20 protein-coding genes and 1 tRNA gene are annotated in these 20745 nt (G+C 53.8%); 12 read left to right on the top strand and 9 right to left on the bottom strand.

Features of this window, described 5'->3' with window-relative positions; genetic code table 11:
* The first annotated feature begins 48 nt into the window (after window positions 1-48).
* The 4 genes from BM258_RS10915 (at window position 49) to BM258_RS10900 (ending at window position 3906) form a co-directional block, all read left to right on the top strand.
* Window positions 49-711, top strand: a complete 663-nt coding sequence (locus BM258_RS10915) for an HAD-IA family hydrolase (protein WP_090072059.1) — start codon at window positions 49-51, stop codon at window positions 709-711.
* 26 nt (window positions 712-737) lie between these two features.
* A complete protein-coding gene (locus BM258_RS10910) occupies window positions 738-1586 on the top strand; it encodes an ATP12 family chaperone protein (RefSeq protein WP_090072057.1) in 849 nt (282 codons plus the stop codon).
* A 229-nt stretch (window positions 1587-1815) separates the two neighbouring features.
* Complete coding sequence (locus tag BM258_RS10905) at window positions 1816-3348, top strand: acyl-CoA carboxylase subunit beta (RefSeq protein WP_090072055.1); 1533 nt, start codon at window positions 1816-1818, stop codon at window positions 3346-3348.
* 123 nt (window positions 3349-3471) lie between these two features.
* Window positions 3472-3906, top strand: a complete 435-nt coding sequence (locus tag BM258_RS10900; RefSeq protein ID WP_090072041.1) for an ion channel — start codon at window positions 3472-3474, stop codon at window positions 3904-3906.
* Window positions 3907-3928: 22 nt separating this feature from the next.
* Here BM258_RS10900 and BM258_RS10895 read toward each other — a convergent pair whose 3' ends face one another.
* The 4 genes from BM258_RS10895 to folP all read right to left on the bottom strand — a co-directional run bounded on the left by BM258_RS10895 (window position 3929) and on the right by folP (window position 6353).
* On the bottom strand, window positions 3929-4480 hold the full coding sequence (locus BM258_RS10895; protein ID WP_090072031.1) for an NADPH-dependent FMN reductase: 552 nt from the start codon (window positions 4478-4480) through the stop codon (window positions 3929-3931).
* Window positions 4481-4613: 133 nt separating this feature from the next.
* Entirely contained in the window at window positions 4614-5120 is a 507-nt protein-coding gene (gene folK / locus BM258_RS10890) for a 2-amino-4-hydroxy-6-hydroxymethyldihydropteridine diphosphokinase (RefSeq protein ID WP_244544670.1), read from the bottom strand.
* Window positions 5117-5488, bottom strand: coding sequence for a dihydroneopterin aldolase (gene folB / locus BM258_RS10885; protein ID WP_090072029.1), 372 nt, complete (start codon window positions 5486-5488; stop codon window positions 5117-5119). The genes folK and folB overlap by 4 nt, the downstream gene beginning before the upstream one ends.
* 4 nt (window positions 5489-5492) lie before the next feature.
* Window positions 5493-6353: a dihydropteroate synthase gene (gene folP / locus BM258_RS10880; protein WP_090072230.1), complete on the bottom strand. Its 861-nt coding sequence runs from the start codon at window positions 6351-6353 to the stop codon at window positions 5493-5495.
* 362 nt (window positions 6354-6715) lie between these two features.
* Here folP and BM258_RS10875 point away from each other — a divergent pair, with 362 nt between their 5' ends.
* Entirely contained in the window at window positions 6716-8752 is a 2037-nt protein-coding gene (locus tag BM258_RS10875) for an acetyl-CoA carboxylase biotin carboxylase subunit (RefSeq protein WP_090072027.1), read from the top strand.
* Window positions 8753-8856: 104 nt separating this feature from the next.
* On the opposite strand, the gene lipB is transcribed toward BM258_RS10875, so the two are convergent.
* A complete protein-coding gene (gene lipB, locus BM258_RS10870; protein WP_210186725.1) occupies window positions 8857-9582 on the bottom strand; it encodes a lipoyl(octanoyl) transferase LipB in 726 nt (241 codons plus the stop codon).
* Between the two features lie 134 nt (window positions 9583-9716).
* Here lipB and BM258_RS10865 point away from each other — a divergent pair, with 134 nt between their 5' ends.
* The 3 genes from BM258_RS10865 to BM258_RS10855 all read left to right on the top strand — a co-directional run bounded on the left by BM258_RS10865 (window position 9717) and on the right by BM258_RS10855 (window position 11368).
* Entirely contained in the window at window positions 9717-9989 is a 273-nt protein-coding gene (locus BM258_RS10865) for a FliM/FliN family flagellar motor switch protein (RefSeq protein WP_090072024.1), read from the top strand.
* A gap of 182 nt (window positions 9990-10171) precedes the next feature.
* Window positions 10172-10258, top strand: a tRNA-Leu gene (locus BM258_RS10860).
* A 159-nt stretch (window positions 10259-10417) separates the two neighbouring features.
* Window positions 10418-11368: an AEC family transporter gene (locus BM258_RS10855; RefSeq protein WP_090072023.1), complete on the top strand. Its 951-nt coding sequence runs from the start codon at window positions 10418-10420 to the stop codon at window positions 11366-11368.
* Window positions 11369-11508: 140 nt separating this feature from the next.
* Here the strand turns inward: BM258_RS10855 and pdxY are convergent, their stop codons facing one another.
* The 4 genes from pdxY to BM258_RS10835 all read right to left on the bottom strand — a co-directional run bounded on the left by pdxY (window position 11509) and on the right by BM258_RS10835 (window position 15753).
* Window positions 11509-12363 (bottom strand): pyridoxal kinase PdxY, encoded by an 855-nt coding sequence (gene pdxY, locus BM258_RS10850; protein WP_090072021.1) that lies wholly within the window; start codon window positions 12361-12363, stop codon window positions 11509-11511.
* A 281-nt stretch (window positions 12364-12644) separates the two neighbouring features.
* Window positions 12645-13022 (bottom strand): cupin domain-containing protein, encoded by a 378-nt coding sequence (locus BM258_RS10845; RefSeq protein WP_090072020.1) that lies wholly within the window; start codon window positions 13020-13022, stop codon window positions 12645-12647.
* Between the two features lie 222 nt (window positions 13023-13244).
* Window positions 13245-14816, bottom strand: a complete 1572-nt coding sequence (lsrK, locus tag BM258_RS10840) for an autoinducer-2 kinase (RefSeq protein ID WP_090072019.1) — start codon at window positions 14814-14816, stop codon at window positions 13245-13247.
* Window positions 14782-15753, bottom strand: coding sequence for a sugar-binding domain-containing protein (locus tag BM258_RS10835; protein WP_090072018.1), 972 nt, complete (start codon window positions 15751-15753; stop codon window positions 14782-14784). The genes lsrK and BM258_RS10835 overlap by 35 nt, the downstream gene beginning before the upstream one ends.
* Window positions 15754-16112: 359 nt before the next feature.
* Here BM258_RS10835 and lsrF point away from each other — a divergent pair, with 359 nt between their 5' ends.
* The 4 genes from lsrF (at window position 16113) to BM258_RS10815 (ending at window position 20724) form a co-directional block, all read left to right on the top strand.
* Window positions 16113-16994, top strand: coding sequence for a 3-hydroxy-5-phosphonooxypentane-2,4-dione thiolase (lsrF, locus tag BM258_RS10830; RefSeq protein WP_090072006.1), 882 nt, complete (start codon window positions 16113-16115; stop codon window positions 16992-16994).
* Window positions 16995-17102: 108 nt separating this feature from the next.
* A complete protein-coding gene (gene lsrA, locus BM258_RS10825) occupies window positions 17103-18620 on the top strand; it encodes an autoinducer 2 ABC transporter ATP-binding protein LsrA (RefSeq protein WP_090072003.1) in 1518 nt (505 codons plus the stop codon).
* Window positions 18620-19720: an autoinducer 2 ABC transporter permease LsrC gene (gene lsrC, locus BM258_RS10820; protein ID WP_090071996.1), complete on the top strand. Its 1101-nt coding sequence runs from the start codon at window positions 18620-18622 to the stop codon at window positions 19718-19720. The genes lsrA and lsrC overlap by 1 nt, the downstream gene beginning before the upstream one ends.
* Window positions 19717-20724 carry an ABC transporter permease subunit gene (locus tag BM258_RS10815; RefSeq protein ID WP_090071995.1) on the top strand — a complete coding sequence of 336 codons (1008 nt, stop codon included), beginning with the start codon at window positions 19717-19719 and terminating at the stop codon, window positions 20722-20724. The genes lsrC and BM258_RS10815 overlap by 4 nt, the downstream gene beginning before the upstream one ends.
* Window positions 20725-20745: the final 21 nt, after the last annotated feature.

The following is a 20745-nucleotide window of genomic DNA, read 5'->3' as shown; positions in this document are numbered from 1 at the left end:
CAAGATTCGCTCCGACATGTGTTTCCATTCAGCGTGAGGGCCCCTCTCATGAGCCTCAAACTCTTTATCTTTGATTGCGACGGTACTCTGGTGGATAGCCAGCACACGATTGTAGAGGGCATGGAACATGCGTTCGGGGTGCATAGCCTTGAGCCGCCCACGGCTGACGCCACGCGTTCCATTATCGGATTGTCGCTGCCAGAAGCGATTGTCAAACTTGCGCCGGACTTGAGTCTAGCTGCCAATGCGGCGATTGTTCAAAGCTACAAGGACTATGTCATCGCCAAGCGGGCCAGTGGAGACGCCATTGAGCTGCTCTATGATGGCGCCAAGGAAGCCATTGAGGCGATCGCCAAGGACGCCAATGTGTTGCTCGGCATTGCGACCGGCAAAGCCTATCGCGGCGTTCTTCATCTGTTTGATTGCTATGACTGGCATGATCTGTTTGTGACGGTGCAAACAGCCGACCGAGCGCCTTCCAAACCGCATCCGGGCATGATTTTGCAAGCGATGGAACAGACAGGTGCGCGTCCGGAAGACACCTATATGATCGGCGATACCAGCTACGATATGGAAATGGCCATCAATGCCAAGGTAACCCCCATCGGCGTAAGCTGGGGCTATCATACTTCTGATGTGTTGAGAGACGCAGGGGCCGAGCATATTGTCGATGATTATCCGGCGCTGCATGCCTTGCTGGGGCGTCTTTGAAACTCCGAACCTGACGGGACAGTCTGATGGCAGAACAGGATAAGGATTCGCGCGAAACGTTCGGCGTGCTGTTTGGTGATTTTGCGCCGGGACAAAAGGACAGCACCGAAAACCCCATGATGCGCTCGAAAGAAGCGGCGAAGGCGGCTTTGCCCAAGCGATTCTATAAGGATGTTTCCGTTGGCACAGAAGAGGGCAATGGTGAGGCCCTTGGAGGCGAAACGCTCTATTGCGTTTTGCTGGATGGTCGCAAGGTAAAAAGCCCGGCTAAGAAGACCGTGTGCGTGCCAACCCGTCAGCTCGCCGAAGCCCTTGTTGCCGAATGGGACGCGCAGGAGAAGGAAATCAATCCGGCCTTGATGCCGTTGACCCGTCTTCTCAATTCCACGGTAGATGGCGTTGAAGAGGCGCGCGAGGCGATCATCGAAGAAATCATCGCCTATCTCAATAATGACTTCATTTGCTATCCGGCGAGCCACCCGGAACGGTTGGTGCAGCGACAGAAGGACCATTGGCATCCTGTGCTGGATAGGGCCGAGGAAGCCCTTGGGGGCCGATTCGTGCAGGCCAGTGGCATTCTTGCTATCAGGCAGTCTCCGGTGATGGGAGAGCGTCTGAGGGCGCTCTGGGCCGATCTGGATGTCTATCAGCTTGGTGCGTTGCACAGCATGATGACATTGACCGGTTCGGCGCTGTTGCCTTTTGCCCTGTGGGATGGGTTTCTAGAGCCTGAGGCTGTGTGGAATGCGGCCATGGTGGATGAAGACTGGAATATCGAGCTTTGGGGCGAGGATGAAGAAGCCACCAAACGCCGTGTTTTCCGCCGGGCGGAGTTTGAAGCCGCCGTTCAGGTCATTACAGCCCTGCGTCCCTGATTTTCTGGTGCTCTCGTGCTTATAGCCTAAGACTATTCTCTCAGGCTTTCATCCGATCTGCCAGCTATTTGCTCCAAAATATATGTGTTAGCCCTTATACAGGCAAAGGTCTGCGTGCTCGGGCCTTTGCCATATTGATCGATATCTGCTTGCGCAGTGGTCGGTGATGCGACCTTGTGGGAAGAGCGTAAGCGGTGCGTAAACACTGTTGGTCTGGGGGCTCCTTATCATGAAAAATGTAATTGCTGAGCTGGAAAAGCGCCGTGAGCAGGCCCGGTTGGGGGGCGGCCAGAATCGCGTGGACGCGCAACACGAACGAGGCAAGCTAACAGCCCGCGAGCGGATAGAAGCCTTTCTGGATGAAGGCTCGTTTGAAGAATTCGACATGTATGTGCAGCATAAATGCACGGATTTCGGCATGGAAAAGGTCAAGATGCCGGGCGATGGTGTTGTGACCGGGTGGGGCACCGTCAATGGACGGATCGTCTATATTTTTGCCAAGGATTTCACGGTGCTCGGAGGCTCTCTCTCCTGGACCCATGCCCAGAAGATCATCAAGATCCAGGATATGGCCCTGAAAAGCCGCGCGCCGATTATCGGCCTGTTCGATGCTGGTGGGGCGCGCATTCAGGAAGGGGTCGATGCTCTGGGCGGCTATGGCGAGGTGTTCCAGCGCAATGTGATGTCTTCAGGTGTCATTCCGCAGATTTCCCTCATCATGGGGCCATGCGCGGGGGGCGATGTCTACTCGCCGGCAATGACCGACTTCATCTTCATGGTGCGGGATCGCTCCTACATGTTCGTGACGGGGCCGGAAGTGGTCAAGACGGTGACCAACGAGGAAGTTACCTCCGAACAGCTTGGTGGTGCGTCCGTGCATACGACCAAGTCATCCATCGCGGACGGGGCTTATGATGACGATATTGAGGCCTTGTCGCAGATGCGGCGTCTGATTGACTTCCTGCCTGCCAATAACTTTTCCGATCCTCCCTTGCTCGACAATTTCGACCCATGGGACCGCGAAGAGCCTTCGCTGGATACACTGGTGCCGAATAATCCGAACAAGCCGTATGACATGAAGGAACTGATCCTCAAACTGGTTGATGAGGGCGATTTCTTTGAAATTCAGGAAAGCTTTGCTCGCAACATCATCACCGGTTTTGGTCGCATGGAAGGGCGCACCATCGGCATCGTGGCCAACCAACCGATGGTTCTGGCCGGTGTGCTGGATAGCGACTGTTCGCGCAAGGCTGCGCGTTTCGTGCGCTTTTGTGATGCCTTCGAGATTCCGGTGGTCACACTGGTGGATGTGCCCGGGTTCCTGCCCGGCACCGATCAGGAATATGGCGGGTTGATCAAGCATGGCGCCAAGCTGCTGTTTGCCTATGCCGAGGCGACTGTGCCCAAAGTGACCGTGATCACACGCAAGGCCTATGGTGGAGCCTATGATGTGATGGGTTCCAAGCATTTGCGTGGTGACGTCAACTATGCATGGCCGAGCGCCCAGATTGCCGTGATGGGGGCGAAAGGAGCGGTAGAAATCATCTTCCGCAAGGATCTTGATGATCCTGACAAGATCGCCGCTCATACCAAGGATTATGAAGACCGTTTCCTGTCGCCGTTTGTCGCGGCCGAAAGGGGCTTTATTGATGAGGTCATCATGCCATTCCGCACGCGTTTGCGTGTGTCACGCGCCTTGCGTATGCTGCGCAACAAACGGTTGGAGAATCCGTGGAAGAAGCATGACAATATTCCGCTTTAACGCGTTATTTTGTCTGTTGAAATCCTGACGTAGCTTTATCCGGTCGCGCTTCATTTACTGATGCGCGACTTTTTCTTGTTACGCTACCTCAAAGAGCAAGATCCAGTTTGAGGGGACAAGGCTATGCTGATCAGCCTTTTTGTGGGATGTCTGGTGATCACGATCTGCGTTTTTGTGCAGATGTTGGGACTTATTGAAGTCTTCAACCGTGTGCGTGTTCTGGCGCTTATCTGGTCTAATATCGCCATTCATTATCGCAAGATGTGGCTGATGGTTGTCACCGTGCTGGGTGTTTTTGTCATCCACGCGTTGCAGATATGGGTGTGGGCCGTAACTTACTGGATGGTGGGGGCGTTGCCGGATTTTGATGAGTCGCTCTATTTCTCCACCGTGACCTTCTCCACGCTGGGCTATGGCGATATCATTCTGTCAGAGCATTGGCGCATTCTGGGGGCGCTGGAGGGGATTGCCGGCTTCATCTATATCGGATGGTCCACGGCTTACCTTATCGGGGCAAGCAAACGGTATGGACCGTTTGCTGCCAAACATCATTTCTAACAAGCTTATTTTCTATCTGCGCTTAACGCAGGTCTGCCTGATCGAGGAATGAGCCGACCACGGTTTGCAGATGCTTCGTGGTGGCTTCATCTTCGAGTTTGCCGTTGGGGAATTTCTGACCAGCGAAGGTGACCGCGATTTCCGGCAGGGGGAGCATCTTGCAAAGCATACAGGAGAGGGTCTCGCGCATCTGTGCTTGCGCCCGCACGCCACCAAGAGGCCCCGGAGCAATAGTGGCAAACAGTACCGGCTTGTTGGTGAAGCAGCTGGTAAAGGCCGGGCGGGACAGCCAGTCGAGCGCGTTTTTGAGAACACCGGGAATGCCGTGGTTAAATTCTGGCAAGGTGATCAGGACCGCATCGCTTTCGGCAATCAGTTTGCGGCTGGCGAAAACGGCCTCGGGGCCGTTCGCCGTGTCCATATCCTGATTATAGAGGGGGATCGATGCGATATCCACGCTATTGAATTCAGTGCCCTCAGGCAGCAAATCTGCCATGGCCGCCATCAGCGAACGGGAATAGGCCCCTTCGCGCAAGCTGCCGCAAATACCGGCAATTTTCAAAGCTTTTGTCATAGTCAAAATCCTTTGGAGCAAATGGATGAGGAGGCCAGAGGTCTTGCGGCGCAAGGCTTCTGGCGAAGTCGTCGAGGTGAAAATAGTCCTCTGGAAGAAAGGGAGGTTGCGAACAAGTGTCCGCTTGGTGATTTCACTTATGTTTATCAAGCAGGCTGATGCCTGTCACGTCCAGATTTTCCAGCATGGAATCAATCGATTGGCCATTCAGGGAGAAGTCTGGCGCGAGATCGCGCAAGGGCACTAGCACAAAGGCGCGTTCGTTGATAAAGGGGTGAGGGATTTTCAGCTTATCCTCATCTATCACCTGATCCCCATAAGTCAGCAAATCAATGTCGATGATGCGCGGACCCCAATGCTCACCCCTGATGCGCCCCATGCTCTTTTCAACGGCAAGACAGACCGCGAGCAATTCGCTTGCGGGCAGTGTCGTCTTGATGAGGGCGCAGGCATTGATGAATTCGGCTTGATCGGTTTTGCCCCATGGCGGAGTAATGTAATAAGGCGAGCGGGACATAACCCGCACGCCTTTCTGGGAGGAAAGGGTCGAAAGGGCGTCTTCAATGGTGATCGCCGGATCCCCAATATTGCCGCCCAGCGAGATATACACCTCAGTTTCCGGTGACGTGCCGTTCATCATGCATAATCCTTGCGGTCTCTGGTAATTTCCACTGCTATGTCTTTGATGATCGCGGGGATGGGGGCTTCCGGTTTACGAACCTTGATCCTGACCTGTTGCAATTGCGGAAACTGGGTCAACAGATCCTTGGCTACCGCTTCGGCCAGAGCTTCAATCAACTTGAAACGCTGGTTCTGGACGATATCTGCCAGGCGCTTGACGATAAAATCGTAGCGCACGGTCTTTGTTTCATCGTCGCTCTGGCCGGCCGGGCGCATGTCCAGATAACAATCCAGATCGAAATAGAAACGCTGCCCGAGGGTGGCTTCTTCTTCAAAAACACCGTGATAGGCAAAGAATGCGAGGTCTCGGAGGATGATGCGATCCATCGGGTCAGGTCCGTTGTTGGTCGTAAACGGCGTGTGCAACGGCGAGCGCATCTTTGTGTGCTGCGACGTCATGCACGCGGAAAATGGCGGCCCCCTTCATCAGGGCAATCACATTTGAGGCGACGGTGCCGAAGACCCGATCCCGTGGTTCCTCCCGACCGGTCAAGCTGCCGATAAATCTCTTTCGTGACGTGCCAATCAATATTGGATACTCCCAATCGCACAATTGTTCAAGTCGAGCCAAAATTTCGATATTTTCTGCCGCATCTTTGGCAAAGCCAAAACCGGGGTCGAGAATGATTTCTCTTGGCTTGACCCCGGCCTTGAGGGCGATCTCGATGGAGCGGTCAAAGAATCGCTTCATCTGCTCCATGATGTCGATATCGCTTTGGCGCTCTTTCTCCCAGTGATTGATGATGACCGGTGCATGATGGTCGGCTGCGGCTTTGGCGATGTCCGGCTCGCGCTGTAGGCCCCACACATCATTGACGATATGGGCGCCGGCCGCCAGCGCCTTGTCGGCGACGCGGGCCTTGTAGGTATCAATGGAGATGGCCCGACCAAGATCGGCTGCAGCGATGCCTCTGATGGCCGGAATGACGCGGTCCAGCTCTTCTTGCTCGACCACCAGATCTGCGCCAGGGCGTGTTGATTCCCCTCCGATATCGAGTATCTGCGCGCCTTCGTTAGCCAACTGTCTGGCATGGTCCAAAGCATTCTGCTCGGCCAGAAAGCGTCCGCCATCGGAAAAACTATCCGGCGTCACATTGATAATGCCCATGATGAGCGGCGGTTGGGCCGGTGTCCAATGGATCGGGCCCAGCGTGAGTGGAGAAAGAGGGAGCGGAGAAGAAGTCTGTTTCATTGCCTTGGCGCCTTCGGTGTCACGCATTGTGATTTTATGCCATGCATAACAATATTCATGTTGTGAGGCAAAGCCATGCGAGTGGCTTCTGTTTATTCTATTTTTGCGCGGTTGTGCAACTAAGAATCTTATCAAATAGTCTCATGATATTCGGGTAACTATCAGAAATATAACTGATTTTCTGCCATTCCTTCGATGGTCCGAATTGTCACTGCCATCACCGCGATTTACAAAGTTCTACGTAGATGCATTCCGCCGGGTCGAGACCGACAGACAAGCTGTTAGGCAGTGATCCAATCCGAATGGTCCGAAGCGCCCGATTTGAGGGCGCGCGGGGGGAAGAGGACAAAAGCAGGATTGTCATGTTTGAAAAAATTCTGATTGCAAACCGCGGTGAAATTGCATGCCGTGTCATCAAGTCAGCCAAGAAAATGGGCATCAAGACCGTCGCCATTTATTCAGATGCGGACGAGGATGCCATGCATGTGCAAATGGCAGATGAGGCCGTGCATATAGGGCCTCCGCCAGCGACCCAATCCTATCTGCTGGGGGACAGGATCATTGAAGTCTGCAAGGAGGTCGGTGCAGAAGCCGTGCATCCCGGATATGGCTTTCTGTCGGAAAATGCCGCTTTCTGTAAAGCGTTGGAACTGGCCGGTATCGTGTTTATCGGTCCGCCTCCTGGAGCCATCGAGGCCATGGGGGACAAGATCGAATCCAAGAAATTCGCGCTGGAGGCCAAGGTGTCCACGGTGCCCGGTCACATGGGCGTCATCGAAGATGCCAATGAGGCGGTGGAAGTCGCCCGTGACATCGGGTTTCCCGTGATGATCAAGGCCTCAGCTGGCGGTGGCGGCAAGGGGATGCGCATCGCATGGGATGAAGCGGAAGCCGCGGAAGGCTTCGAGCGGGCGAAATCCGAGGCGAAGTCCTCCTTTGGCGATGATCGCTGCTTCATTGAAAAATTCGTGGTCGGTCCGCGCCATATAGAGATTCAGGTGCTGGCAGACAAACATGGCAATGCCATATATCTCAACGAACGTGAATGCTCGATCCAGCGCCGGAACCAGAAGGTCATCGAAGAAGCTCCGTCGGCCTTCCTTGATCCGGCGACCCGTAAGGCCATGGGCGAGCAAGCGGTGGCCTTGGCCAAGGCTGTTGGCTATCACTCCGCCGGAACAGTGGAATTTATCGTCGACAAGGACAAGAATTTCTATTTTCTTGAAATGAATACGCGCCTGCAGGTGGAGCATCCGGTAACCGAACTGATCACCGGCGTGGATCTCGTCGAGCAGATGATACACATCGCTTACGGCGAGCCACTGGCTATGGCGCAGGAGGATGTGAAAATCAATGGCTGGGCAGTGGAAGCCCGCATTTATGCCGAAGATCCGCTCCGCAATTTCCTGCCCTCCATCGGACGTCTTGTGGACTATCGACCGCCGCTTGAAGGCACCGCAGATGGCTTGACCGTGCGCAATGATACGGGCGTGGAGGCGGGCTCGGAAATCACCATGTTCTATGATCCGATGATTGCCAAGCTCTGCACCCATGGGCCGGATCGGATATCTGCGATTGATCATATGTCACGGGCGCTGGACGCCTTTATCATTGATGGTATCGAGCATAATATTCCGTTCCTTACCGCACTGATGGAGCATCAAAAATGGCGTTCGGGCGACATCACGACCGGATTTATTGCCGAAGAATATCCCGATGGATTTGAAGGGGGGCAATGGGACGCCGAAACAGAATTGGCCCTTGCCTGTGTCGCCACCTCCATGGAGCTTGTGATGCATGATCGTCTGCATCGGTTCAAGGACAAGCGCAAACTGGATTCCATGCAGATGCATGAGCATTGGATTGCCGTTTTTGACAAGCACAAGAGGATTCCCATTCGCTATCGCGGCGGCAACCCAACCACCCCGATTGATATGGATCTTGCCTTGCCGGATGGTCATGTCACCTCGGTGCTTTCCGATTGGGCGCCGGGCTGGAAGCTTTGGTGCGGGGTCATCGGTGGCAAAGAGTTGATTGTTCAGGTGCGTAGAGGGCTCAATTCCTACATTCTGATCCACAAGGGCGTGAAACAGGAGATCAAGGTGATGCGGCCGCATGTCGCCGAGCTGGATGCGATTTTGCCAAAGCGTATCCCGCCGGATACATCCAACCTGCTTCTTTGCCCGATGCCCGGGCTGGTGGTTTCGATCGCGGTAAAGGAGGGGCAGAAGGTTCAGGCGGGCGAAGCTCTCGCCACGGTGGAAGCCATGAAAATGGAAAATGTGTTGCGGGCCGAACGGGATCTCGTCGTCTCCGAGATTCTGGTTTCCGCAGGAGATAGTCTGGCAGTGGATACCGTGATGATGGAATTTGCATCTGCCAACAGCGACGCAGCCTGACTGGCCAAGATAAACAAGGTGCTGGTTTGAACTGGCCATGAAAAACCCGGCTTTGAGCCGGGTTTCTCTTTTTTGCGATTGCTGCTGTGAAGGGAATTCCCGGACTAGCGCACCGTAGGGCCGAAAAGCTGTTCAAATTCCTCTCTCAGCGTCATGTCGACATCAGGCATGGCTACCGGATAACCCAGATCAACAAAGCTTGTAACTCCATGCTTGGCGATGCCACAGGGGACGATGCCACTATAGTGATCCAGATCCGGCTCGATATTGAGACTGATGCCGTGGAAGGTGACCCACTTGCGCACGCGAATACCGATGGCTGCGATCTTGTCCTCAACGTCGGTGCCTTTTTCCGGGCGTGCAACCCATACCCCGACGCGGTCTTTGCGGCGTTCGCCCTTGATATTATGCTCTGCCAGCGTGTTGATGATCCAGGCCTCAAGGCTTTCGACAAACAAGCGGATGTCCTGACGGCGGCGTTTCAAATCCAGCATGACATAGGCGATGCGCTGACCCGGACCATGGTAGGTATATTGTCCGCCGCGCCCCGTGGTGAAAACGTCAAAGCGATCCGGAGCAACCAGATCTGCCGGATTGGCGCTGGTCCCAGCGGTATAAAGAGGAGGGTGCTCCAAAAGCCAGACACATTCGTTTGCCTCTCCCTTGGCAATCGCGGCAATCCTGTTTTCCATGAAGACCATTGCATCGGGATAGGGAATCAGCCGATCTGAAATAATCCAATCGACAGATTCGCCTGTGCTTGTCATCATTGGAGTTGAAGGACTGTTGGTCGGATCAATAGAATTGTTATCGTCGTTATTGCTTGTCATGGTCGTTTGATCTGTGGTCCGGTTTGGTCGGCTCTTGATTTGCGCTTTTTTGTTAATATTTCATTTACCAAAGAAGGTAACACTCTGTTAATGTCTTACATAGTCAATCCGTGGGTAGCACGGAAGGGTACATCGTGGCTAATCTAGATTCCATATCGATTAATATATCTGTCGTGCTCGGCACAACAGAAATCCCGATTCATCAGCTCCTGCGTATGGGGCGTGGTGCCGTCATCGAACTTGACGCGCATGAAGAGGATGATTGCCTGATTTTGGCCAATGATATCCCGGTGGCTCATGGACAGGTGATTCTGCGCGGTGAAAAGGTGGGAATTTCGATTACGCGGGTTCTGATGCGTAGCCCTGACTGGCGTCCACTTCGCGGCATCCATCGCGTAAACGGGTAGTTTTTCATCCTTTTTATGCGCTTGATTATGCGTAAAATTTCGCTGTCTAGGAAAATCTCCGCACTTTGTCATCAACTTTCCACATTTGTTGTTGATCTCCATCTTAAACGCTTGTGCGGGCAAATCTTATTTGATAGTTACACGCCACCAACAAGGAAATATCCTTGATCAAAACACGGTTTGCGGCCGTGGCGGAATTGGTAGACGCGCAGCGTTGAGGTCGCTGTGGGGTAACTCCCGTGGAAGTTCGAGTCTTCTCGGCCGCACCAAGTTTTCTCTTGGAAAACAGAATTTCCTCTTTGGAAACAAAAGGTTGCTTCGGCAGCCTTTTTTGTTGTTGGCCTGCCTTTCCGTTTGCGCTTCTTTGCGTGCCCGATTGTGTGCGTACCTCACTGCGTCTTTTCGATAACCCGCCTCGAATAGAGATCATGACCAATATTCTTAGCATCACCCTGCCAATCTTCCTCCTTATTGGTGTGGGGTATCTGGCTGCCTATTTCAGGCTTGTCAGCCCGACCGATATAGCGAGTATTGGGCGTTTTGTTCTCTATTTTCCCATGCCTGCCCTCATCATTGTAGCCTTTCAGAGCCATCCCATCGGACAAATTCTCAATTGGAGCTATCTGATCGCCTATGGCGGTGGGTCGATTGCCTCCTTCTGGCTGACCACACTTTGCGGGCGCTATGTGCTGAAGAAGGATTTTTCGACAAGCGCCATCTACGGCATGGGGACGAGCGTCTCCAACAGCGCCTATATCGGGTATCCTGTGGTGTCTGCCATCATCGGTCCGCTTGGTGCGATCTGTATGGCGCTGAATTTTCTGGTTGAAAATATCATCATCATTCCGATGTCTCTTATGTTGGCGGATGCCGGAAGTGAAAAAAGCGCACGCCTGTCTGGTATCATCCGGCAGATTCTTTCCCGGCTGATTCAGAACCCGATCATCATCGGCATCGTGCTGGGGCTGGCTATTTCCCTTTCCGGTGTGGTTTTGCCTGGACCAGTCGAAAAGGCCCTGACGCTCCTTTCGGCCGTTGCAAGCCCAACTGCTCTTTTCGTGATTGGCGGATCACTGGTTGGGCTTCGCCTCAAAGGCATGCGGGGCGATATCTCGCTCGTCTTTATTTTCAAGCTCGTTGTGCATCCCCTAATGGCTTTCGTATCGATTATGGTGTTTGTTCCGACAATTGAACCGGAATTTGCCATAGGGGCCATTCTGTTTGCCAGTGTGCCGATGATGAGTATATATCCGATTTTTGCTGAGGCCTATCAACTGGGGCAGCGGGCAGCTGCTGCGGTTTTCGTCGCAACAATGCTCTCCTTCTTCACTATTCCTGTTGCTGTTACAATGGTTCACGCGCTTTTTCCTCTGGGCTGAGTGGGCGTGACTCTGTGTCTTGGTGGGCCGAAGGGCTTTGGCTTTGACCGTGGTGCGAGGGAGAAATGCAATAGAAAATGCCCGACTCAGAATGTGAGACGGGCATTTGTTGTTGGGGCCTTTAAATGGAGCAGAGGCCTTTAGAGCTGGGCAACCTTGAAACTGTTTGACGGGGTTTCAAACTGCTTCTGTCCAGCAATGAGCTGAAGCTCCCATTGGTTGGATGCTGCGGTTTCTTCCAAAATGCCAAATACCGCATTGTTGCAATGTTCCAGCGCTTGCTGCGCTTCAAGGCCATTGATCAATCCGGCAAGGAATGTTGCCGAGATCATGTCGCCGACGCCCACTGGCTCCCTTGGGAAGGTCAGGTGAGGGCGCTGGGCCAGATAGTTGCCTTGGTTCGATGCCATCAGCATGGAGAACTGATCGCCCTTCACACCGTGTAGATGCTTGGCAAGCACGAGATTCGGCCCCAGAGCCAGCGCCTTTTCACAGGCAACTACCGCGTCTTCCATACTGTGAATGTCCTGACCGGCAAAACGTGTCAGTTCGAACTGGTTTGGCACCAGAATGTCGGCCATGGGCATAAGGGTGCCGACAAGGCTTTCCGCGACACCATCACTAACGATGCAGCCTTTTTCCGGGTCGCCCATCACCGGATCACACAGATAAAGACAATCGGGATTGGCGGCCTTGGCCTTCTTGACAATGTTGGCGATTACATCGCAATGGGATGCATCGCCCAGATAGCCGGTGACGATTGCCCGGATATTCTCGAGGACGCCAATCTTTTCCAGCCCGTCGAATATCTCGGCAATGGCCTCTCCAGCGACTGCCTTGCCGGTCCAGCCCTGATTATACTGGGTATGGTTGGAAAAATGGACCGTGTGGATCGGCCAAACCTCCAGACCCATGCGCTGCATCGGAAAAACTGCGGCGCTATTGCCAGCATGGCCATAGGTCACATGGGACTGAATGGAAAGAACACCTTTCATGACTGATCTTCCTTTCTTGGAAAGAGGCAAGATTGGGTGAGCCTCCTTGCGGGCAGGTATCTTGCTTGGGGAAGGGGAGAGCTGGGAATGTCCGCTTATGTTTTGTTTCAAACCCGGCTTAGGAAATAAAAAATGAGGGTACCCCTCATCTCATCACTTGGGATGAAGGGTACTCTCTTTCAGGGAGGATTCCAAAGTTACAATTGTGTAAGTAACGAGCGCGGCAGGCGGGGGAGAGATCGAGATCGTGCCATTTGATGTCCGCGCTCGCCTTGTGTATTTCAGATGGACGCAAATACGGACGGGTCGTCACCCGGTTCCCATTCTATCGGGGTGCCGTCGGTGGGATTGTATGGGGCCTTGATAAAGACCGCTTTCCAAGGCGTTTCTCCCTTGTTGATCACATAATGCGCTTCGCCCGGATCGCAGCGGAGGAAATCCCCGACACCGAGTTTGTGCAATTCGCCGTTCACATACATATGCACTTCGCCCTCGATCGTGAGGAAATTCTCCTCGATCACGCTATGCTTGTGAGTCGCGAAATGCTGGCCGGGCTGCAAGGTGACAACGCCGATGTCGGATCTTGGGCCGCGCTGAAGATATTTAGGCCCGTGGTCTTCGAAACGGTATGAGTGATCGCCTTCTTTTGTTTTGAACATGGTTCCGCCTACGCCTATTTCAAATAGAAAACGTAGCCTCTTTCTTTGGCATCCATCCTGACCCACCAGATGGTCTCTCGTCAGGGAATGCTTTCGTGTTTTTATTTGGCCACGTATTCTGGGCCGACTGAATGGGCATGACGGAGAAATCGGCTGCCGCCATGCCTTTTTTGTATGGTCAGGTCAACAGCCCTTGAGAGCTGAGGATCCTTGAGTTCGTGGTTAAAGCCCCGGAGCTTTCCACATGGATTGCGTCACTTTGTTCTGGACCAGTGCGCGCTGAGGGGCGTAAGCCTGACGCCAGCGGTCTGCCAACTCCGTATAGAGGGAGTGCTTCTCGGTATCCGGTTCAATGCGACGGGCCCAGCGTACGGTGGCATCTGCCGCTTCGGGCAGCGAACTGTAGACACCAAGGCCGACCCACGCGGCCAGTCCGCCTGCGAAGGCTGTCGCTTCGGTGACTTCCGGCACCTTGACCGGGAGCCCAACCGCATCAGCGAGGATCTGGCCCCAAAGCTTGCCTTTCGAGGCGCCGCCTGCGAAAACAAGTTCATCAAGCTGAACCCCTGCCAGATTGGCTGCGAGATTGAGATTCTCGGAGGCAACAATGGCCGCGTTTTCCTGAATGGCCCGGAAAATTTCCGGCTTGCCGCATTTGCTGGCATCGAGAGACAGGTTGAGCAGGGAAGGCGCGGCATGATACCAGGCACCCAAATTCATCACGTCGCTGAAAATGGGGATGATGCCATTGGCACCAACCGGCACTTTGGCCGAGGCTTCTTCCAGAAGTACATAGGCGTCGGTGCCCCGTTCCTTTGCGATGCGCATTTCTTCCTGACAGAAGGCGTCGCGGAACCAGCGTGTGGTCATGCCCACCATGAAGGCAATGCCTTCGGCCTGGCTGACGCCCGGCACCACATGAGGGTTGATGCGAATGCGCATGTCCGGATCGGCAATCGGTTCGGGGATATTGACAACTTCCTGCCAGAAGGTGCCGCCCAAGACTGCTGCATGTCCGGGGCGGGAAACCCCAAGCCCCAAGGCCCCCATCTGTACGTCGCCGCCGCCCATGACAACAATCGTGCCTTCTGCAAGGCCGGTTTCTTCGGCTGCATCAGCTGTTACCTTGCCAATGGGGGTACCTGTTTCAACAACAGGAGGGAAGATATCATCCCGGATACCGGCACGGCGGGCAATTTCCAGATCCCATGTGCGGGTTTCCAGTGAGAATATGCCTGTTGTGCCTGCATTGGACGGGTCGGAGGAGATGACGCCGGACAGGCGCGCCAGAATCCAGTCTGACAACATCGACATGGTTGCCATATTGGCATAGACGTCTGGCAGATGCTTTTCGAGCCATTTCAGGCGCGGAATGGCTCCCAATGCGAAGCTCTGTCCGCTAATGGAATAGGCATAGCGCTCAAGCTCCGGGCTTTTGGCCTGCAACTCGTGCACTTCAGCCGAAGCGCGGGAATCCACGTTGGCGCAGGCCCAGAGCTCGCCGCCATCCTTGTCATAGGTGACGATGGCTTCACGCATGCTGGTGGCACTCACGGCGCGGATGTCTGGCCCTTTCAGGCCGGCATTGGTCAGTGCTTCACGGACGCATTTGCTCAACAGTTTCCAGTTGGCTTTGCAGTCGAACTCCATGGAGCCGGGATATTTCGGATCGCTAAGATGGGTCCATTCCTCCTGACCCACTGCGATCTGATGGCCTGCGCTGTCAAAAATGACCGCTCGGCCGCTACCAGTTCCGGCATCAATCGCCAGAACGTATCCCTCTTTCTGTGTCATGACTCTCTCCCTCAATTATGGCGAGAGCTGTCGGCTCATCGGTAATGAGCACATTAAAGTGCTTACCGCGGGCAGCAGCTCTAATGGCCTCGACCTTTGTTTGCCCGCAGGCTGCCGCGACAACATTGGGAATTTCCCGCAAGGCCTGGAGATCCAGACCGATAAGGTTGTCGTGAAAAGGCAAATCGAGAACATTGCCATCTTTGTCATAGAAAATTGCAATGAGGTCTCCCACAGCGCCCTGGCGCCGGAAGGCCTCAAACTGAGATCCGGTTGCATAACCGGAGGTGATCAAGGTGGCCTGATTGGCGACGGAGCCGACACCAACAAGCGCATAATTGGCTGTTCTGGCCATGTCCATCACATCGACAACATGGCGCTCGCTCCTCAGGCTTTCGGCCAGTTCCTGACTGGAAACCATCAAGGGGGCAGGAATCAGATGGACATTCTGGGCCGTGCGGCCTGTCGCGACACCTTCTATATAGGCGGCGACACCACCGGTGAGGCTGACCAGCGAGATATCTCTGTGAGACAGGGTTTGTGCCAGCCTTTGCAGGGCACCCATCACTGTCGCGCCCCAGCCCACTGCGAGGAGGTCGGCATTGTTCAGTTTGCCCATCAGATATTGACTGGCGGCTTCTGCTATGCGTTCGGTTGAATGCTCACCGTCGTCTGCAGGAATGACTCGGGCTTCTTGTAAGCCGAATAGTTGCTGCAAACGACCTTCTAGTTCGAAGCATCCGCCATAGCTGGAATTGATATGAATATGAATCAATCCCATCTTGCGACCCTTTTCCAACATTCTGGAAATCTTGATGCGAGACAGATTAAGGATGTTCCCGATCTCACTCTGGGTCATTCCGTCATGATAATAATACCATGCCACGCGGCTCAGTAGTTCGGCATCATGATGTTCAAATTTGCTGTCGTCGCTCATTGTGATCACATGTCTGATGATTTGATGAAGTGTGCGTTCATATGATCACATAACTGCATTGTGATCAACCCTTTCTTCGCGCATAAAAATTTTCTTTTATTTAGAATTGCACTAGAAAGCTATAAATATGTATATATTACATAATGATAACTAAAGTTGTACGCAAAAGGTGGTATCAAAATGAATGATCATATGTCCACCGACAAAACATATGACGCCGAATTTGGGTTGACAGAACACAGCTACTGCGCTTAGCTTTTATGAGAATTTGATGGCGTTCTGTTCATGTGAACGCCTTGGGACACATTGAGATGGTGCCACCTAGCATCACCATGTCGACTTTAACACGGAGGAAATTCATGGCTGATATCGATGACATTAAAGAAGGCAAGGACTTCGGCGTTGATGTTCCAGTAGAAACCAAGCCATTCCCAGTAAGAGGGTCCAATGCACTTGATTGGGGTATGCAGGACCGTTTGGCTCGCATTTTCCAGAAAAAGAGCAATAATACGGTCATGTTGGCTTTTGACCATGGCTATTTTCAGGGGCCAGCTACCGGTCTGGAACGTCTTGATCTGACGATCCGTCCGCTTGCTGAATATACAGACGTGCTAATGTGCACCCGTGGTGGCCTGCGTGCGACCATGCCGGCAGACATTCGCAAACCTGTTGTGCTGCGCTGCTCGGGTGGTATGAGCGTTTTGACGGAACTGTCCAACGAATTGGTTGCAGTTGATATTGAAGACGCTATCCGCCTCAATGCATCTGCTATCACCACCAACGTTTATGTCGGTGCTGAATATGAGCATCAGTCTCTGGCCAACCTGGTCAAACTGATCGATACCGGCAACCGCTACGGCATTCCGACAATGGCTGTTACCGGCGTCGGTAAAGATATGGCACGTGATCAGCGTTACTTCTCCCTTGCAACACGTATCTGTGCCGAGCTCGGCGCCCATATCGTCAAATCCTACTTCATCGAAGAAGGTTTTGAAAAAGTCGTTGCCGGTTGCCCGGTTCCGATCGTGATTGCTGGTGGCAAGAAACTGCCTGAAATGGACGCGCTGACCATGGCTTACAAGGCTATCGACCAGGGCGCACATGGTGTGGACATGGGACGAAATATCTTCCAATCCGATAGTCCTGTCGGCATGATCAAGGCAATTCGTGCCATCGTTCACGATGGTGAAAAGCCAGAAAAGGCCTTCGAACTCTATGAGGCAGAAAAGGCTTCCGCCTGATCTGCATGCGTAAAACGCACTTGACTCTGCGACCTCCGGGACGGGGCCGCAGAGGGAGGAAGCGGCATGAAGCCGCACAAAATAGAGTGATTGAGGAGCGCTTCAGTTATGACGGATCCAAAGCCGTCTGGCCAACGCAAACAGCTCATTAAAGCAGATAGCATCTGGAAGTTTTTTGGGAATGTAACTGTTCTTAAAGGTGTTGATCTTGTTCTTGAGTCCGGCCAAATTCACGCCCTTCTGGGAGGCAACGGGGCGGGCAAATCTACGCTTATGCGCATCATTGCCGGTCTACATGGTGTTGACCAGGGTGATCTTTACATCAATGGTCAGCATGCCAACAAACTGACCCCGGTCTTGGCGCGCCAAATGGGCATCCATATGGTTCCCCAGGAGCCATTGCTTTTTCCCAATCTCAGCATCGAAGAAAATGTTCTCATGAACATGAAAGGCAATCGTGTTGCCCTGCACACGCGTCTGGTCGAGCTGGCCAAAGAGATTGGCACCAATATGGATCTGCAATCTCCGGCAGGTCAGTTGGAAGTTGCCGACCAGCAAATGGTCGAAATTCTGCGCGGCTTGATCCGCGATGCACAAATTCTCATTCTTGACGAACCGACATCTGCACTGACCCCCCGTGAAGTGAAGCTGCTGTTCGATCGTATGCGCGCTCTGGCCGCACAAGGGGTGGGGATCTTCTTCATTAGCCACAAGCTGAATGAAATTCGCGAAATCGCGGATATTGTCAGTATCTTGCGCGATGGTCGCGTTGTCATGGCTGGGCCACCAAAGTCCTATACCGATGCTGAAATCGTTCGGGCCATGACAAAGGTTGAGGGCGGCAGTGAAAATGTTCTGGGCGAGCGTCATCAGCAGACCCATCATGGTAAGGTTGTCCTCGAAGTTGACAATCTGTGCGGTGAAGGTTTTGCCAATCTGAGCTTCTCGCTGCATGAAGGCGAAATTCTTGGTCTGGCTGGCGTTGTTGGCTCTGGGCGTACAGAGATGGCAGAAACCATCTATGGCATCCGCAAGGCTGCGCGCGGCAAGGTTTTGATCGGCGGGCAGGATGCAACGCATACCGATCCGCAGGCCAGCCTTGATCTGGGGCTTGTCTATCTGCCTGAAGATCGTCAGACCAGTGGCCTGTTTGTCGATGCGCCCCTGAGCTGGAATGCCTCTTCGCTTGTCTTGCACCGCGAGCCTTCCTGGCTACAGCTGAAACAGGAAGAAGAGCGTTTTCAGAAATATGTAAAAGAACTCGGAATTGTCTGCGCGACGTCTTCACAAGCGGTACGCACGCTTTCTGGTGGTAACCAACAGAAAATCCTGCTGGCAAAATGCCTCGCTGCCAAGCCGCGCGTTCTTATTCTTGATGAACCGACCCGTGGCGTGGATGTGGCAGTTCGTGCTGACATTTACAGCATCATTGACGATCTGGCCAACAGTGGCGTCGCCATCTTGATGATTTCTTCCGACCATGACGAGATCCAGCGATTGAGCCATCGTGTGCTGACCATGGCTCATGGCTACCCCACGGGCGAACTCGAAGGGGATGAAATCACGGTGGATGCCATCGCGCAGATGTCCTTCGGTGTGAGTACAGAGGAGGCGAAAGCATCCTGATGATACGTTTTCTGCAAAATAACCGCGAGGCTTCGGTTGCCATCATTATCGTGATGCTTCTGGCCATTCTCGCCATTTCTGATCCGTCTTATCTCAAAGTCGAGACGCTTCTTTCGATCTACAGCAACTCACTCACCTTGTTCGTGCTGGCAATTGGCGCGACCATGGTGATGGCCACCAGAGGGCTTGATGTGTCTGTCGGGTCCATTATGGGGCTGGCTGCGGCTATCGCAGGCGTCTGCATGAATGATGGTCTCGGTATCGTTCCCGCCATAGGCATTGCCCTGTTTGTCGGACTGCTTTGCGGTTTGTTCAACGGATTCATGGTGGCCATTCTTCGGGTGCCTGCCATTGTGGCAACGCTGGGTACGTTGGGTTTCTTCCGTGGCTGTGTCCATTTGACCACGGGCGGCAGTTGGATCGAAGGTCTGCCTGAAGCCTTCAAGGGATTGTCTCATGCCTGGTTCCTTGGCCTGTCTCCGTTCGCTTGGCTGGTTCTGTTCCTGTTGGCAGCGGCGCATATATTCCTGCGCTACACCGCTTTCGGGCATGCAATCTTTGCTGTTGGTGACAACAGGGAAGGGGCCCGTCTGCTTGGTATCCGCGTCAACACCGTGCAGCTGACCGCTTATGCGATCAACGGCATCCTCTCCGCGCTGGCTGGCATTATCTTCGCCGCTCAGATCGGTTTCATTCCGAACACTGCTGGTAACGGCATGGAAATGCGCGCCATTGCTTCTGGTGTTCTTGGTGGCGTCAGCCTGTTGGGCGGCACCGGTACGGTTATCGGTGCGGCGCTCGGTGCCTTTTTCATGACGGCGATCGACTCGGTTCTGGTCATGCTGCGCTTTGATGCCTACTGGAATGACATGATTGCCGGCGCAATCCTGCTGATCGTGCTCATCGGTGATGGACGCATCCGCGAAGCCATGGCGCAGTCTCTGCGCTACCAGAAATATCGCAAGTTCCTTGAGCCAGACGAAGCGTCCATCAATGCTTCTGCCGCTCATGCGACCAAAGATGCACCCGTTTCAGGTGCCCGGGTCACCGGCACTGACGAGACGGCGGTTGCAGCCCATTCCAAGGAGTCAAGAGCATGAAATCCTTAGGCTTGTTCAAACGTTGGGAAGCTGTTCTGGCACTGATCCTGGTCGTGGAGATCCTGTTCTTTGGTGCGATCAATCCTGCTTTCCTCAATGTCAGTACACTGCTCTATTCAACCAGTGACTTCATTCATGTGGGGATCGTAGCTCTGGCTCTGACTCTGGTCATCATCACCGGTGGTATCGATCTTTCCATCGGTGCTGTGATGGGCCTTTCGGCCATCACGCTCGGTCTGCTTTGGGTTGCTGGCGTCAATATCTGGGTTGCCTGCTTCTGTGCGCTGGGCGCAGGTGCCATCACCGGCATCATCAACTCTGTGGCTATTCAGGTTGCTCAAGTCAACCCACTGGTTATCACGCTCGGGTCGAGCTTCCTGTACTCGGGGGCGTCGCTGGTTCTTTCCGGCCTTGGTGGAGCATCCGGCTATGAAGGCATCTCCGGCTTTGACGACAGCTTTGTCGAGCTGGCCAACCTTGAAGTCATGGGAATGCCGTTCCCGCTGGTGATTTTCCTCATCGCAACGGTTGTCTTCATGGTGTTGCTGCATCGGACCCGCTTTGGTCGCTACATCTATCTGATTGGTCAGAATCCACGCGCAACGCGCTATGCCGGTATTCCACAATTCCGCACGCTGACCATCGCCTATGCCCTGACCGGCATCATGGCAGCGCTTTCCGGTCTGGTTCTGGCATCCTATTTCGGCTCGGCTCGTTCGGACTTTGGTTCGGATGCTCTGATGCCGGCCATCACCGCCGTCGTTCTGGGAGGAACGAGTATCTATGGCGGTTCTGGCACCATCTTGGGTACGGCACTGGCTGTGCTTGTAGTCGGGTATTTTCAAACAGGCCTGCAAATCATCGGGGTTTCCAGCCATATCGCAAGCGCTCTTTCCGGGGCTCTGCTGGTGGTGGTTGTCGCGATGCGCAGCCTGAGCGAAATCGGACGCGCCTATTTCCAACTGTGGCGTGTTCTCAACAGCACTGGCAAGCAAAAAGCCTGATCCAGTGCATTTCTAGGGAGG

Origin of the sequence: Cohaesibacter marisflavi (assembly GCF_900115225.1) — a bacterium.
Taxonomy (GTDB): Bacteria; Pseudomonadota; Alphaproteobacteria; order Rhizobiales; family Cohaesibacteraceae; genus Cohaesibacter; species Cohaesibacter marisflavi.
This window is presented reverse-complemented; position numbering and strand designations above follow the sequence as displayed.

Bases quoted from the DNA above. Each gene is read 5' to 3' on its own strand.
- BM258_RS10915 (WP_090072059.1), top strand. From the start codon at position 49: ATGAGCCTCAAACTCTTTATCTTTGATTGCGACGGTACTCTGGTGGAT.
- BM258_RS10910 (WP_090072057.1), top strand. From the start codon at position 738: ATGGCAGAACAGGATAAGGATTCGCGCGAAACGTTCGGCGTGCTGTTT.
- BM258_RS10905 (WP_090072055.1), top strand. From the start codon at position 1,816: ATGAAAAATGTAATTGCTGAGCTGGAAAAGCGCCGTGAGCAGGCCCGG.
- BM258_RS10900 (WP_090072041.1), top strand. From the start codon at position 3,472: ATGCTGATCAGCCTTTTTGTGGGATGTCTGGTGATCACGATCTGCGTT.
- BM258_RS10895 (WP_090072031.1), bottom strand. From the start codon at position 4,480: ATGACAAAAGCTTTGAAAATTGCCGGTATTTGCGGCAGCTTGCGCGAA.
- folK (WP_244544670.1), bottom strand. From the start codon at position 5,120: ATGATGAACGGCACGTCACCGGAAACTGAGGTGTATATCTCGCTGGGC.
- folB (WP_090072029.1), bottom strand. From the start codon at position 5,488: ATGGATCGCATCATCCTCCGAGACCTCGCATTCTTTGCCTATCACGGT.
- folP (WP_090072230.1), bottom strand. From the start codon at position 6,353: ATGAAACAGACTTCTTCTCCGCTCCCTCTTTCTCCACTCACGCTGGGC.
- BM258_RS10875 (WP_090072027.1), top strand. From the start codon at position 6,716: ATGTTTGAAAAAATTCTGATTGCAAACCGCGGTGAAATTGCATGCCGT.
- lipB (WP_210186725.1), bottom strand. From the start codon at position 9,582: ATGACAAGCAATAACGACGATAACAATTCTATTGATCCGACCAACAGT.
- BM258_RS10855 (WP_090072023.1), top strand. From the start codon at position 10,418: ATGACCAATATTCTTAGCATCACCCTGCCAATCTTCCTCCTTATTGGT.
- pdxY (WP_090072021.1), bottom strand. From the start codon at position 12,363: ATGAAAGGTGTTCTTTCCATTCAGTCCCATGTGACCTATGGCCATGCT.
- BM258_RS10845 (WP_090072020.1), bottom strand. From the start codon at position 13,022: ATGTTCAAAACAAAAGAAGGCGATCACTCATACCGTTTCGAAGACCAC.
- lsrK (WP_090072019.1), bottom strand. From the start codon at position 14,816: ATGACACAGAAAGAGGGATACGTTCTGGCGATTGATGCCGGAACTGGT.
- BM258_RS10835 (WP_090072018.1), bottom strand. From the start codon at position 15,753: ATGAGCGACGACAGCAAATTTGAACATCATGATGCCGAACTACTGAGC.
- lsrF (WP_090072006.1), top strand. From the start codon at position 16,113: ATGGCTGATATCGATGACATTAAAGAAGGCAAGGACTTCGGCGTTGAT.
- lsrA (WP_090072003.1), top strand. From the start codon at position 17,103: ATGACGGATCCAAAGCCGTCTGGCCAACGCAAACAGCTCATTAAAGCA.
- lsrC (WP_090071996.1), top strand. From the start codon at position 18,620: ATGATACGTTTTCTGCAAAATAACCGCGAGGCTTCGGTTGCCATCATT.
- BM258_RS10815 (WP_090071995.1), top strand. From the start codon at position 19,717: ATGAAATCCTTAGGCTTGTTCAAACGTTGGGAAGCTGTTCTGGCACTG.